Here is a 14,059-nt window from a genome sequence, read left to right as displayed (position 1 = left end):
CAAATGAAGAAATTATCATTAATTACAGTTGCAGTATCTTTCTCTATATTTTCTGTTGGTGTTATGGCAGAAACGGTATCAAAACAAAGCTTAGATTATGGATATAATCAAACAAATATTATTGTCGATAAAACTCAATCAACCATGGGGCCACACGGGGGGAGTATCGGTGCACCGGGAATTGGTTTTCGCTTTATGAAGGAAGGCAAAACCATATCATTTTCTGGCTTAAAATATATGGTAACACAAAAGCCAGACAACGTGTATGTTTTGGAAAGTGGCGGTAGCCCGCACGGTGGCATGGGCAAGTTCCAATTTAGTCAAGTTGCAGATGCCGAGGTATATTTCGGTGATTGGTCACAAACTGGCTTAGCCGATGATGCAATGCACACGGTTTATTTCTCCGGTGCAAATGCAACAACAGAAGTCCCAACCAGTGGCCAAGCGACTTATACTATAGCAGGCATTAACCAATTCGCAGGTGAAGCAAAACAGACGGGTTGGTTTAATGCTGATTTTACGGATAAATCATATACAGGTGCATTAGAAGGAACGAATAGCCACTCCATGATGGGCTCCATTGAAGAAGATGGTAAATTTATCGGTGCTGCCATTGCTAATGGAACAGATCATGGTGAGAGTATGGGACAACTCTTTGGGGAGAATGCTGAACAAGTGGCAGGTATTCTTTTCTATGAGAGTAATCGTGAGCTAGACACGGCATTTGGTGGGCAGAGAGACGAATAATTACTGAAAATATAATTGGATAAAAAAAGTAGGCAAAAGGAAATTTGTCTACTTTTTTATTTGTATCATTAAAATGGTAATCTTAATATGTTTATTTTTAATAAAAAAACAAATTTAATATATATAATTTTATTATTATTTTTTTCTCCACGCTCAGCACAGGCAGTTCAAGATATAAAAGAGGAGATTACTAATGGTCTAAATGGTTATAGTAACAAAAAATATCAGTCAGAAATAAATAATATAAAATATAGTAAAAAAAATATCGACGAACTTGGCTTTATTCTTTATGATCTAATTCAGAAGAGGCATTTTGATGCAATAAATAAAATTATTGATAATTATGTTAGTCATAAAGACCATGATAAAGAGTTGGTTAAATATATTCACTCTGAAAAGGCGATATTAAATGATGAATATGATTTGGCAATTAGGTTATATAATGAAATTTTAATTCACAAGCCTAATATGCTTTTGGTTGAGTTAAAACTTGCACGAGCACTAACTTATGTTAAACATTATGAGGCAGCATTGTCGATATATCAGAATATAAAAACAAAACATAGCGGGGGAATATCAAGTAAGTTAGCTGAATATATTGAAAATAAAATAATATATTTAGAGAATAAAAATCGCTGGCAAGGAATGGTTAAGCTAGGTTCAAGTTATGATTTTAATTTAAATGAAGCATCAAATAGCCGTGAAATGTACTGTTTTCGTAGTAAATATATGAATAGCAGCAATCAGTCTATCGCAGGTGGAAAATGGCATTATTATATTAAATCAACAAAGCGGTTTCCTCTCGTGGGTAACCATTCAGGGCTATTATCATTCGGTGCGTTTGGGTTAGAACCGATGAAAACAGTCACGGCTAGAAAAATAAATATATTTGTTAGCGGGGGTTATCAATTTGAGAATGCGAATACAAAAATCGGCATATTGCCCATATTTGAAGCCAAATGGCATGATAACCAATATTATAATTTAAGCCTAGGAGGAAAAATAGCAACAGAATATACGTTAAATCATCGAGTAACTATTTTAGGTGATTTTGAATATAAAAATAAAACGTATCCTCATGAGTATAGTTTTAATGATGGTGATAAATGGATCTATTCACTATTTGGGACCTATTTAGTTGATTCTCAGTTAGTCGCTTTTGGGGGAATACATGGAGCCAATCGGGAAAAACAACGCAATAGTGATAGTTATTCACAGTATGGGATTAGAGCCGGTTTTTTAAAGGTCACCGAACTGTGTGATTTACTTGTTGCGGTAGGTTACAAGCAAACAAATTTCGAACAGTTTGATGTGTATTTAAATGTAAAAAGAAAAGATCAAAATAGATATTTAAATGCCCAAGTAACATTTGATAAAAATAAAATATTAACTTTTACACCTTCTATTTATTTTAATAGCCAAGTGAATAAAAGCACGGCAGATATTATTTATTCTTTTAAGCAAAGTGAAGTCGGTGTCAATTTCACCAAGAAATTTTAATTTTCACCGGAACAGATAATGAAAATCAAAACAGTGATAGCCATTAATATCGTGACAGGGTTATCTATTAGCAGTATTGCAAGTTTAGTCTACGCCCAACAAAGCGAAAACATCGGCTCTATTGTGGTAAATGATAAAGCGACCACTATCAAAGAGCGTGATAGAAAAGGGGCAGACGACCAATATGATAAAGACGAATCAAATATTTATATTAGTAAAGAAGAAATTGATCGTTATAAAGGCACTAACCCCGCAGATACCATTAACCATGCAGTAGGGGTATATAGTGGTGATGCCCGTAATAGTGGAGCGATAGACCCCAATGTACGAGGGATACAGGGTCAAGGGCGTGTCCCGGTGACTGTGGATGGCACAGAACAGGCTATCACTGTGTGGCGTGGTTATAATGGTGCGAATAACCGTAATTATATCGACCCGAATATGATTAGTAGCATTAAGGTAATGAAAAGTGCAACGCTAGACCGCAATGTGCGTACATCGACAGGCGGTGGAGTTGCCATAACAACGCTAGGCATTGATGACGTTGTGGATAAATACGGCAAGTTTGGTTTTGATATTAAATTAGAAACATCGAGTAACTCTACAAAGCCGCGGATTAACCATTTAAACCACGGTATCGATTACCGTGATGATAAGCGCCTAATGAGTTCATTAGAGATCCAGAAGTTTCGTGGAATTTATTTTCAAGATCGCGAAATGCTGGTTGATGCTCGTAGTAAAGGTAACGCCAAATTCTTTAATCTGAAAGATAACGCAGCGCGCATTGCCATTGGGACACGGCAAGAAAAGTTTGATTTGATGTTGGCATACAGCTACCGCAACCAAGGCAACTATTTTGCAGGGCGCCGTGGGGCGGATAAATTTTATGATGATATCATTACCTATGACCCTAATAACCCGAATAAGGCGATAGACCCCTATATACCCTTTGTAGCTAGGATTTACGGGCCAAATACAGAGGTGGCGAATACCTCGAATGAAATGTCGACGTTGTTGACTAAATTAAATTTGATGTTACCGAATGCGCAAGATTTATCTCTGGGTTATATGCGTACAGTGAGTCATTATGGCGAAATCATGCCATCACAAATTCGTTACTATGATCTTGAGGGGAAAATTCCGCAATGGCCTTTGGCTAACTTAGCCTTAAATACGTTTTATGCCAATTACTCGTTCAAACCCGAGTCCATTGGTTGGATTGATTTTCGCTTAGGTTATTGGTTAACAAAGACCGATTTAAATTCAAATACCGCAGGGGGGCAACCAAGGGAACCATTAGAAAGGGATTGGAATTATGAACTCAACCGAGATAATGGTGTGGGTAAAAACCCTGCTATCAATGGCACCTTAGTTGATGGCATTAAATTAAACCAACTTAACGATCGCTATGGTGTCTCATTATCCAATAAATTTCAAATTACACCTGAATTTAAAGTGACTTTAATGGGAAGCTTAATTGATGAAACCATTGGTAGCCGTGAAGATATTTTTAATTCGGATTCTAGCCCCAAGGGGAACATGTTCCGTGCTATCCCAAGGGAAGGTAAGCGTCGGGAATATAATGGTACTGTTCGGTTTGATTGGCAGCCAACTGATTGGTTAAGCCTGAATGCAGGGGCGCAATATATTAGTTACTGGTCAAGGGATTTATTAAAAGAGAGACGCATTGCGGCCAAAGATGCAAATTATGCGCCCTATAGCCATATAACCGCTCGAAACTATAGGTTATCCCGTTTATTAAGTGCAAAAGAATACCAAACAATACAGCAGTATGTTGATGATAAAGGGAAAACATTTAAAGATACAGTAGAAAGATCTTATGAAAGGCGAATTTTTATCGAGAAAGCGCTAAAAATGAAAAAGAATGCTTTAGGACATACAGGCTTTAATCAACGCAATAGGAAAAATTTAGAATTTAGAATCACAGAAATGGACCATATAGTGAAATGGAAGGTCGATGAAAATAACCGATTTATACGCAAAAATAACCCATTCTATAATGGGGAAGTTGATTTAAAAGAAGAAGCAATAGACCCTGTAACTGGCTTAAAAGCCAAAAAACATCGATTGGGGCATAGTAATATTTATGGATTAGATGAAGTGTTCTATACAGATGACCAAAAATTTAAAGCGCCGAAAAGAAATGAAGAATCAGCTTGGGCGCCTGCATTAGGAGTAACACTTTATTTAACAGAGAATGACCGAATATTTGGGCGTTATTTAGAGACCGTTAGAATGCCAAGTATCTTTGAAGACACTATTGGTTTTTCAGGGGGACGTGAAGCAAACTATGTGCCACCGGTTTATTTGCCAGAACGCAGCCATACAATAGAACTGGGGTATGTGCGTAATTTTCAAGAACTGGTTGCGGCAGAAAATCATGCTGACTTACGCATAAATTACTACAACACCGTAGTCACAAATGCCTTTGATAGGAACGACAGGTTAGTCTTTACGCAGGTTGATAAACATAACACAGCTGGTTTGGAACTATTGGCACGTTATGATAATGGCTGGGTATTTGGTGACTTAGGGGTAGATTACCGCTTAAAAAATGAAGTTTGTGATGAAGTCTCATTGATGGTGATGGACCCCTATAATAAATTTGGGGGCTCAGAGTGTACAACAGCTGGGTTCCCCGGCGGCTATTTACGTACTCAATTGCAACCCAAATACAGTATTCATGCCAACCTAGGTTTACGTTTCTTAGATGAAAGCTTGGAAGTGGGTAGCCGTATGCGTTATCACAGTAAAGCAAAAAATGAGGATGAGGCGGAAATGATAGATAAATATCCATTCTCATATGCACCATTAAATAATAGCCCAATGAGCTGGAATGCGGTTTTTACTGCTGATGCTTATGTTAATTACCAGTTTAATAAAGACCTATCGTTTGAATTATTAGCTACAAATTTATTTGATGAATATTATATTGATCCTCTAACCCGCAGTATGATGCCGGCACCGGGTAGAACTATACGCTTCAATGTAACAAGTCGCTTCTAAAAGGGATTCCCCTTCGTTGATGTAGTTATGTTTTGGCATTAGCGAAGGGGCTATTAGGGATATTAAAATGCTTACTCTACGTTTTAATTTTGCTGTTATGGTTTCGCTATTATTTCATTTTGGTATCGTTTTTTATTGCTTAAGTGCTGAAAAAACACGTCACGCACAAATTTATACGCCAATAAAGGCGGCGATTATCTCTATTGCATTGACGCAAAATGTAATTGAAAAGCAAATAAGTGATGTCACATTAAATAATAAACTAACTGGCGGTTTACTTTCTGAACCGCAACAAAATGAAAATGCGGTAATCAAAGTTGCTAATAAAAAAAGTACGCATAGTGATGAAAATAAAGTTTCGGATGTACAGAAAAAAGTTATCGAGAAAAAAGAACAAAAACAACCAAATAAAAAAGTGATTAAGCGGAAAGAACAACAACAAAATAAAAAAAACGATGATGTAAAACAAGAACAGCAAGCTGGCCAAAATAGTACTTTATCAAATGCCGCAGGGGAACAGGGTGCGCAAAATACGAGGGCAGTAGGGGATAATATAAGTGCGAATTATCAATCTTATATTGATAAATTACGTAGAGAAATAGAGCGCCATAAACGTTACCCAAGAAAAGCGAGAAATACCCATATTCAAGGAAAGGTTCTGGTGAATTTTACGCTTACGTCATCGGGAGAGATAACAAGGGTGAGTATTGCTAAGTCTTCTATGCATACACAACTCGACCAAGCTGCGTTGACGGCTATAGCAAAGAGTCGCCCTGTTGGCATACCACCAGAGGGTTTAAAAAAACAGATAACATTGTCAATTGAATTCGAGTTATAAATTGCCTAATAGCGGTGGGCTTTCAACCTGAATAGCTGTTTGAAATTAGCGCCCGAGGGTAGTTCTTAATTTATTGTTTTATATTAATAAGATAAAAGCAAGCCGCGACCTATTGAATTAATCCTAAAATTAGACAGCGGCTTTCTTTGCAAATTACTTTTCTTCTGTTGTTGTTTTTATTTCGTCACCTTCAGGTAGCGTAACGTTTAGTTCAAGAACAGAAATATCATCCCCTTTTTGCTCAAATTGCACTGATAACATCTCAGGGTCAACTTGGACATACTTACAGATAACCTGCAAAATATCTCTTTTCATATCTGCAAGATATGGGGGCTCGCTATCACCACGGCGGCGTTCTGCAACGATGATTTGTAATCGCTCTTTTGCGATATTCGCTGTCGTTTTTTTTCTCGACAGAAAGAAATCCAATAAAGCCATTATTTATCCCCCAAATAGGCGTTTTAAGAAACCTTTTTTCTCTTCTTCAATGAAACGGATAGGGCGATCTTCACCTAAAATACGAGCAACACAATCATCATAGGCTTGGCCTGCATCAGATTCTGTATCCAAAATGACCGGTTCACCTTGGTTAGAAGAGCGCAGTACAGATTGGTCTTCAGGAATAACACCAATCAAAGGAATACATAAGATTTCCAGAACATCTTCCATGCTTAGCATATCGCCACGGGTTACACGGCCAGGGTTATAGCGTGTTAATAATAAGTGTTCCTTAATGGGGTCTTCACCTTTTTCTGCGCGACGTGATTTTGATGCTAAAATACCCAAAATACGGTCAGAGTCACGGACAGAAGACACTTCCGGGTTGGTAGTGATAATGGCTTCATCAGCAAAATAGAGTGCCATTAAAGCGCCACTTTCAATACCTGCTGGGGAGTCACAAACAATAAAGTCAAAACCAAGATCATCGCTTAATTCATCAAGAATTTTTCCTACCCCTTCACGCGTTAATGCGTCTTTATCGCGTGTTTGCGAAGCAGGTAAAATGAATAAATTTTCGGTGCGCTTATCTTTGATTAAAGCCTGATTCAGGGTTGCATCACCTTGGATAACGTTTACGAAGTCATAGACTACTCGACGTTCACACCCCATGATGAGGTCAAGGTTACGTAGGCCGATATCAAAATCGATCACCACCGTTTTATTCCCTTTTTGTGCCAGGCCAGTAGCTATGGCCGCGCTTGAAGTGGTTTTACCAACGCCACCTTTACCTGAAGTCACTACAATTATGCGTGCCATGAATAATTCCTTGTAAATAAGGTCTAATTTAAATATTCGATATTAAGTTTGTTATCAACTAAACAAAGTTTAGCTGCTTTGGCGAGAAATTCAGCAGGGATTTGATCGCTCAGCCAATATTCACCTGCAATGGAGACCAGCTCAGCTTGCAAATGAGTACAATAAATCTGACTTTCAATATCGCCGGAGGCCCCTGCTAATGCACGGCCTCGCATCACGCCATAAATATGGATATTACCATCTGCTAATAGTTCTGCACCTGCACTAACATTACTTGTGACGATCAGATCACTATTTGGTGCATAAATACGTTGTCCAGAGCGAACAGGGGTATTGATAATACGAGTTTTACGATATAAAGGCTCAGTTTGAACTGTAGCAGCCTGAGGCTCAGGCTGAATCTCAACAGGTTTTTGACTTTTACCTTCGTTTAATATCGGTAAACCAGCATCGTTTGCTTTTTGTCGCATTTGCGGGTTAGTACACCCACTAACCCCAACAATACGTAATCCCGCAGATATAACAGAACGATGAATGCTCTGTAAATCTACATTTGGGGATAATTCAGCAATGTTAATCACGACAGGAGCATTTTTAAAGAAATCAGGAGCTTGATTTACTTTATCTTGCAGCGCTTTTTTGATGAGTTTAGGCTCTTCACTGTATAAGTGAATAACTGAAAGAGTAAAACTGCTGCCTTTAAGTTCTATTGGCGATTGTGGCATCTATCCAGACTCAGCAAATTAAAATTTCCGAAACAATCCTCGGGTGAAGATATTCTGTAAAACAATAGCATGTTATAGTTACTATATACTTCAAGCAAGCTAATGAACTAAGAAAAAGAGTTAAATATAATGATTTGTGCAATTTATAGAAGCCCTAAACGTGACCAAACTTATCTTTATATTGAGAAGAAAGATGATTTTTCACGTGTTCCTGATGAATTATTAGCCCAATTTGGTACACCTCAATTTGCTATGCTTGTCTCATTAGATAAGCGTGAAAAGCTCGCCAATGCTGACTTGGCAAAGGTTAAATCTGACCTCTTAGAAGTTGGTTATTACTTACAATTCCCACCTCCGGTGGAAAATTTGCTTTCAGAACACAAAGAACTGAATAACTAGAGCAAATTAAGAAAATCCTGAAAAGCAATGACAGTCTGGAGGAGACAAATGAAACCAACGTTATTATATACATTAGTCGCTGGTTTGTTTTTAACAAGTTGCTCTGCAACTCATAACGAATCAATTGTTACTCAACCGATTACAGCAGAACAAAATGCGGCTATAGCGCAAGAAGTCGTTGCTTTAGATAAAGCATTTCCTATTGAACAACGTGAACCATCACAATTTCCTGCTTATGTGGAATTACTGAAAGAACATGCTATTGAACAGGGGATTAAGCCTGCCACCATTGAACGTGCTTTTGCTAATATCCATTTTATTGAGCGTGTAGTGAAAGCAGATAAAGGCCAACCAGAGAAAAGGGCGACGGTTACGTTAGCAAGCTATTTAAAAAACGTATTACCACAATCGCGTATCAATGCAGGCTATGACAAATATTTAGAAAACAGATCCACTCTAGATGCTATAAGTGATAAATATGGCGTTCCACCTCAGTTTATTGTTTCATTATGGGGATTAGAAAGTGGTTTTGGGCGCTCACAGGGTAAAGAAGATGTTATCTCGGCACTCGCGACATTATCTTTTGAAGGACGAAGAGAAGCGCTTTTTAGCAAACAACTTTTAGCTGCGCTTGAGATAATGGATAAAGGTTATATCCCAGAAGATCAACAGCTCAAAGGTTCATGGGCTGGAGCGATGGGCCAGAGTCAATTTATGCCAACCTCTTATTTGTCTTATGCAGCAGATGGTGATGGTGATGGTAAAATGGACATTTGGAATAATAAATCTGATGTTTTTGCATCCATCGCTAATTATTTATCAACAGAAGGTTGGCAAGCTAAATTACCATGGGGTTACCAAGTTAACTTGCCTGTAGATTTTAATAAAACGTTGGAAGGTGTAAAAGCAGAACAAGGAAGATCTGTTAGTGAATGGCAAGAACTAGGTGTTACATTACCTGCATTCGCTCAGTTACCTTCAGGCGTAAAAACGTGGGTGGTTATTCCGGATGACCCTGAAGGCAGGACATTTTTAGTGACCGAAAATTTTCGAACCATTATGCATTGGAACCGCTCGTATTATTTTGCATTGAGTGTATGCATGATGGCAGATGGTATCGCTAATAAAATACAATAACGATAATAGGAGTACTATTATGTATCAACATCGTGACTGGCAAGGTGCGTTACTGGATTTCCCTGCAAATAAAGTTGTTTGTGTTGGTAGTAATTATGCAAAGCATATAAAAGAAATGGGGTCTGCTATACCGGAAGAACCTGTTATTTTTATTAAACCAGAAACTGCCTTGTGTGATATTACTCAATCAATTGTTATTCCAAAAGATTTTGGTGCTGTTCATCATGAAATTGAAATGGCAATCTTAATTGGTATGCCATTAAAAAATGCAGATGAAGATCGTGTATCACGTTCTATCGCCGGTTATGCAGTTGCATTAGATTTAACCTTACGTGATTTGCAGGCTAAATTTAAAAAAGCAGGTCAGCCATGGGAAAAAAGCAAATCATTTGATGGTTCATGTCCAATTTCTGGCTTTATTCCTATTAGTAACCCAAATGACTTACAAAATGTTCAGCTTTCTCTGGAAATAAATGGTGAAGTTCGCCAAGAGGGCTCAACGCGTGATATGATCACGCCAATTTTACCTCTGATTAGCTATATGTCCCGCTTTTTCACATTACGTGCAGGGGATGTCATCTTAACGGGTACACCTGAAGGTGTTGGCCCATTAGCTTCTGGTGATATGCTAAAATTATCAATTAATGATCACTCGCTGACTACACGGGTTATTTAAGTATAGGATTAAAAAGTATTATGTCGCAGTTCTGGCAATTTAAAACTTTAGATGAAATGACGGATGAAGAATGGGAATCTCTCTGTGATGGTTGCGGGCAATGCTGCTTACACAAATTAATGGATGAAGATACAGATGAAATCTATTTTACTAATGTCGCTTGCAATCAGCTAAATCTAAAAACTTGCCAGTGTAAGCATTATGAAGACCGCTTCAGTTATGAAACGGATTGTATAAAACTTAATCGCTATAACTTAGAAACATTTGGATGGCTGCCAAGCACTTGTGCTTACCGTTTGTTATTAGAAGGGAAGCCTCTCCCGGCCTGGCACCCATTAAAAACCGGCTCTAAAGCGGCAATGCATAATGAAGGCGTGTCTGTTCGCCATATCGCGGTCAGAGAAATTGATGTGGTGGATTGGGAAGAACACATTATGAATAGGCCGATGGGTAGGGGGTAGTAGTAACCCTCTATGATACAGTAAGTTATTATGGAAATATCACTTTCAACTGTAGGCTTATTTGCCATTCTAAATATTGCTATTTTACCGGCAATAATTTCTTTTTTTGAAAAATTTAGCCAAGTTGCATCGATGATGATTTATTCATTTTAATTGGTGCATTATAGTGTGTTAAATGAAAGTAAATAATAATCACACTACTACAAGGTGTGATTATTTATTCTATTAGTTATAGAAGTTTTCAATAAATATTCAATATTGCCTTCTAGTTATTAGCCTTATCAGTCTTAAAATTTTAACTGCATGAAAATCTATCTTTAAAACCAACCTCTCACAATTTTTTATGTTATATCTTAAAACCATAATATTTTTATTTGAGGAAAAATGATGATTTGTGACCTCTCATTTTGCTTTTCTCAAGATACTTAGCTAATCTATTTCTTGTAAGAGTAACATGGAGGATGGAAATGAAAACATTTGGTGTGGTACTCACAATTATAGGTCTCATTACCGCGATTATTTCTTACAATATGGATGTAAGTATTCCTATCGTTTATGGTGAGAGTGTGAAGGATTCAGGGCTGGCATTTGATAGGCAGAATTATATTATTGGCAGTTTGCTAATTGCCTTTTTTGGCATTTTGATTGTCCTTTTTGACAACAAAAGGCGTAAGTAAAATGGCTTTTATTTATTAATAAAATCAGTTTATATTCGTCTCATTCCATAATAATAAATGAACGTTCCAAATTAACTAAAGAATATTTCTTATGAAGAAAACACTTATGTTAGTGAGTTTTGCTGCTATTTCCGGATGTGTTTCCAATACAACCGCAATTGAGTCAAAAGCGGTAGGCATGGCCAACCCTGCTTCGGTGTATTGTGAACAAATTGGTGGGAAATTAGAAATTAAGAGAACAGAGCAAGGGCAACTCGGGTACTGTATCTTGCCCTCAGGTGAGAAAATAGAAGAGTGGGCTCTATACCGTCAGAACGAACATTAACCAATTATTCACTTCTTGATTACTGCTACAGCGAAAACTTAGTGAAGATTTTGCTGTAGTTCCAATCTAACAGTTCCAATCCAATAATATTTCTATTTTGCATTAATTATTTCTTGAAATTAGCCGATATTACTACTAGTTGTCAGCGTATTTTTGTCATTTGATCAACTAAATAGCGATGTAATAACAGGACTAATACTTATTAAGCTCATCATAAGGGGGGAGGCAATATTTTGATAGCTTCATATAGATTTAGTAAGGATGACCTCATCTGTTTATGGCAAATTATTGATATAAAATATTTTTATCCACTAATGTCTCATAACCGGTAATTTGTTGTACTAAAATAGAAACAGCTACCTTATGTTATGTAATTGCTAAATAAATTAGTCTTATTAGAGTGATTGATTTGCCAAAAAGACGTTAAACTGTCTGCTAGTGGATAAGTAATAGAGTAAAACATCATCTTTTAGCGATGGCTTTTTGGATTTGATCACACTTTAACACACGCAATGAGTTATTTAGGAATATTCTTAATGTTAAAAATTGATGCATAGATCACATTTCCATGGGGTGTTCGTTTTAAGAAAACATCATTATTTTCATTAGGTTATAAAGCAAGAAAATTGATATAACACAGTTTATAGTTTGTACAATTAATCGGGGTTTCTTATCCTATATCAAAAATAATGATAATTTTTTTTAACATAGCTTCGGCTAAATAATTTGGTATTCTGGTTTTTACTACAAGATCAAGTTGAATGAATAAAGGATTATATTGCGATTTTATCGCTATTTCCTTTATCATTTTTATTTCCCTCATTCCATTTATTTTTTAATTTTGATTAAAATCGACATTTACCTCGTAAAAATTCACATTTTTAAACTTTAATAACGACCAAAGCAGACTGTTAATATAAAAGAACGCCTATACACCCATAATGTGTTAATTTGATATTCAAGCATAATAATTCGAAATTTAATATTTGTAATTGACGGGTATTACATATCTTCACAGATCAATAAATATTAATTATATTAATGTTTGAGCCTTTATGTGATATTCATTATTAGATTAATATTGTGGATATTTTGCGACAGAAAGTATCAAAATGTGAATTAAAATATGTATTCAATCCAATTATAACGATTTTTGTATTTTATAATAATTTTCATTTTTTAGTTTGGTTGAATTAAAATAAGATAATACAAAATTAATAGATATTAAAATCTAAATATTAAGCTTTGTACGAGTAAATTAGTGGAATCAGCACATCAAAATGCTCAATCAATAGGTTTGTTTTAATAGTCTTTACCTATCAAAAAATTAATAAGTGATGAAAAAAACGATTTAATAAAATTTAAGTTATTATGTATCCTCTCTTCGAAATCATATAGAGCATATGATTATAAATTCTAAATAGGACTAATTAAGAAAGATATTTATTTGCATTAGTAAAAATGGTTTAAAAATGAAACATAAATGACTAACTGTATTCAATATGCGGTGGAGTTTTTATTTTTCTTTATTTACCAATAAATTAAATAAAAACTTAATAAGTTCTTTAAATGTAAGAATAAAAATCTCATATTAGGAAATGAAAATGAAGAAAGTACTACTGACCGCTGTTGCTACAACAATCATCGGCTTATCAACAGCTAATGCAGCAAATAAAGTTGGCGGTGGCCAAGTTAACTTTAACGGTAAAGTAACTGATGTTTCTTGTACTGTTTCTGTTGACGGTCAAGGTAGCGATGCAAGCGTATACTTAGCACCAATTTCATTGGAAGAAATTCAAGCAGGTGGTAAAGGTACATTATTAAAACCAAAAACATTTGCAATTGATGTGACTAACTGTTCAGCAACATCAGTTGGCGGCAACGCTAAAACGATCGGTGTGGTGTGGACTGGTGGTAACTTATTAAGTGGTAGCGAAAAATTAGGTTATTTAGCGAATACTGATTCTACTGGTGCGAAGAATATCCAATTTGTCTTATCGGCTGATGATGCTAAAAAATTCATCGTACCAGGCGGCGACAATCAACAACCATCCGAACTTATTACCCAAATTGACCAAGGTTCACGTTTCCAATATTACGTAGGTTATATCACCGATAAACCAACAGAAGTTACTGCAGGTGAAGTTAAAAGCTACGCAACTTACGAAATCACTTATCAATAAGAATAGGTTGGTTGTTTTAAGTTAGTGTTATTAGACGTTGTAGTAAAACACTAATGGATATTATTGCAATAAGCGGTAGAACACTGCCGCTTTTATGTTTTGAGGTT

14 protein-coding genes are annotated in these 14,059 nt (G+C 36.2%); 11 read left to right on the top strand and 3 right to left on the bottom strand.

The window, feature by feature from the left end; genetic code table 11:
• Positions 1-3 precede the first annotated feature (3 nt).
• From ACU696_RS13560 to ACU696_RS13545, 4 genes are all read left to right on the top strand, one after another.
• Positions 4-747, top strand: a complete 744-nt coding sequence (locus ACU696_RS13560) for a Slam-dependent surface lipoprotein (RefSeq protein ID WP_196723377.1) — start codon at positions 4-6, stop codon at positions 745-747.
• 87 nt (positions 748-834) lie between these two features.
• The gene (locus tag ACU696_RS13555; protein WP_447343128.1) at positions 835-2,247 is read left to right on the top strand and encodes a surface lipoprotein assembly modifier; all 1,413 of its coding nucleotides are present in this window, start codon (positions 835-837) and stop codon (positions 2,245-2,247) included.
• Between the two features lie 18 nt (positions 2,248-2,265).
• On the top strand, positions 2,266-5,274 hold the full coding sequence (locus ACU696_RS13550) for a TonB-dependent receptor domain-containing protein (RefSeq protein ID WP_209101473.1): 3,009 nt from the start codon (positions 2,266-2,268) through the stop codon (positions 5,272-5,274).
• A gap of 67 nt (positions 5,275-5,341) precedes the next feature.
• Entirely contained in the window at positions 5,342-6,112 is a 771-nt protein-coding gene (locus ACU696_RS13545; RefSeq protein WP_110731912.1) for a TonB family protein, read from the top strand.
• A gap of 153 nt (positions 6,113-6,265) precedes the next feature.
• Here the strand turns inward: ACU696_RS13545 and minE are convergent, their stop codons facing one another.
• The 3 genes from minE to minC are packed head-to-tail and all read right to left on the bottom strand — an operon-like array spanning position 6,266 to position 8,094.
• On the bottom strand, positions 6,266-6,550 hold the full coding sequence (minE, locus tag ACU696_RS13540; RefSeq protein WP_004910733.1) for a cell division topological specificity factor MinE: 285 nt from the start codon (positions 6,548-6,550) through the stop codon (positions 6,266-6,268).
• 3 nt (positions 6,551-6,553) lie between these two features.
• Complete coding sequence (gene minD, locus ACU696_RS13535; RefSeq protein WP_117161948.1) at positions 6,554-7,369, bottom strand: septum site-determining protein MinD; 816 nt, start codon at positions 7,367-7,369, stop codon at positions 6,554-6,556.
• A 23-nt stretch (positions 7,370-7,392) separates the two neighbouring features.
• A complete protein-coding gene (gene minC, locus ACU696_RS13530) occupies positions 7,393-8,094 on the bottom strand; it encodes a septum site-determining protein MinC (protein WP_209101476.1) in 702 nt (233 codons plus the stop codon).
• A gap of 129 nt (positions 8,095-8,223) precedes the next feature.
• Here minC and ACU696_RS13525 point away from each other — a divergent pair, with 129 nt between their 5' ends.
• The 7 genes from ACU696_RS13525 (at position 8,224) to ACU696_RS13495 (ending at position 13,952) form a co-directional block, all read left to right on the top strand.
• A complete protein-coding gene (locus ACU696_RS13525) occupies positions 8,224-8,493 on the top strand; it encodes a YcgL domain-containing protein (protein WP_004910736.1) in 270 nt (89 codons plus the stop codon).
• Between the two features lie 48 nt (positions 8,494-8,541).
• Positions 8,542-9,630, top strand: a complete 1,089-nt coding sequence (locus ACU696_RS13520) for a lytic murein transglycosylase (RefSeq protein ID WP_004910737.1) — start codon at positions 8,542-8,544, stop codon at positions 9,628-9,630.
• A 19-nt stretch (positions 9,631-9,649) separates the two neighbouring features.
• On the top strand, positions 9,650-10,306 hold the full coding sequence (locus ACU696_RS13515) for a fumarylacetoacetate hydrolase family protein (RefSeq protein WP_004910738.1): 657 nt from the start codon (positions 9,650-9,652) through the stop codon (positions 10,304-10,306).
• Positions 10,307-10,326: 20 nt separating this feature from the next.
• Positions 10,327-10,767 carry a YcgN family cysteine cluster protein gene (locus ACU696_RS13510; RefSeq protein WP_004910740.1) on the top strand — a complete coding sequence of 147 codons (441 nt, stop codon included), beginning with the start codon at positions 10,327-10,329 and terminating at the stop codon, positions 10,765-10,767.
• Positions 10,768-11,234: 467 nt separating this feature from the next.
• Entirely contained in the window at positions 11,235-11,444 is a 210-nt protein-coding gene (locus tag ACU696_RS13505; protein ID WP_004910742.1) for a hypothetical protein, read from the top strand.
• A 91-nt stretch (positions 11,445-11,535) separates the two neighbouring features.
• On the top strand, positions 11,536-11,769 hold the full coding sequence (locus ACU696_RS13500; protein ID WP_109913289.1) for a putative hemolysin: 234 nt from the start codon (positions 11,536-11,538) through the stop codon (positions 11,767-11,769).
• Between the two features lie 1,604 nt (positions 11,770-13,373).
• On the top strand, positions 13,374-13,952 hold the full coding sequence (locus ACU696_RS13495; RefSeq protein WP_004910744.1) for a fimbrial protein: 579 nt from the start codon (positions 13,374-13,376) through the stop codon (positions 13,950-13,952).
• Positions 13,953-14,059: the final 107 nt, after the last annotated feature.

The sequence above is a fragment of the Providencia sp. PROV_01 genome (assembly GCF_053098325.1).
This window is presented reverse-complemented; position numbering and strand designations above follow the sequence as displayed.

Coding starts and splice junctions, on each gene's coding strand:
- ACU696_RS13560 (WP_196723377.1), top strand. CDS start 4: ATGAAGAAATTATCATTAATTACAGTTGCAGTATCTTTCTCTATATTT.
- ACU696_RS13555 (WP_447343128.1), top strand. CDS start 835: ATGTTTATTTTTAATAAAAAAACAAATTTAATATATATAATTTTATTA.
- ACU696_RS13550 (WP_209101473.1), top strand. CDS start 2,266: ATGAAAATCAAAACAGTGATAGCCATTAATATCGTGACAGGGTTATCT.
- ACU696_RS13545 (WP_110731912.1), top strand. CDS start 5,342: ATGCTTACTCTACGTTTTAATTTTGCTGTTATGGTTTCGCTATTATTT.
- minE (WP_004910733.1), bottom strand. CDS start 6,550: ATGGCTTTATTGGATTTCTTTCTGTCGAGAAAAAAAACGACAGCGAAT.
- minD (WP_117161948.1), bottom strand. CDS start 7,369: ATGGCACGCATAATTGTAGTGACTTCAGGTAAAGGTGGCGTTGGTAAA.
- minC (WP_209101476.1), bottom strand. CDS start 8,094: ATGCCACAATCGCCAATAGAACTTAAAGGCAGCAGTTTTACTCTTTCA.
- ACU696_RS13525 (WP_004910736.1), top strand. CDS start 8,224: ATGATTTGTGCAATTTATAGAAGCCCTAAACGTGACCAAACTTATCTT.
- ACU696_RS13520 (WP_004910737.1), top strand. CDS start 8,542: ATGAAACCAACGTTATTATATACATTAGTCGCTGGTTTGTTTTTAACA.
- ACU696_RS13515 (WP_004910738.1), top strand. CDS start 9,650: ATGTATCAACATCGTGACTGGCAAGGTGCGTTACTGGATTTCCCTGCA.
- ACU696_RS13510 (WP_004910740.1), top strand. CDS start 10,327: ATGTCGCAGTTCTGGCAATTTAAAACTTTAGATGAAATGACGGATGAA.
- ACU696_RS13505 (WP_004910742.1), top strand. CDS start 11,235: ATGAAAACATTTGGTGTGGTACTCACAATTATAGGTCTCATTACCGCG.
- ACU696_RS13500 (WP_109913289.1), top strand. CDS start 11,536: ATGAAGAAAACACTTATGTTAGTGAGTTTTGCTGCTATTTCCGGATGT.
- ACU696_RS13495 (WP_004910744.1), top strand. CDS start 13,374: ATGAAGAAAGTACTACTGACCGCTGTTGCTACAACAATCATCGGCTTA.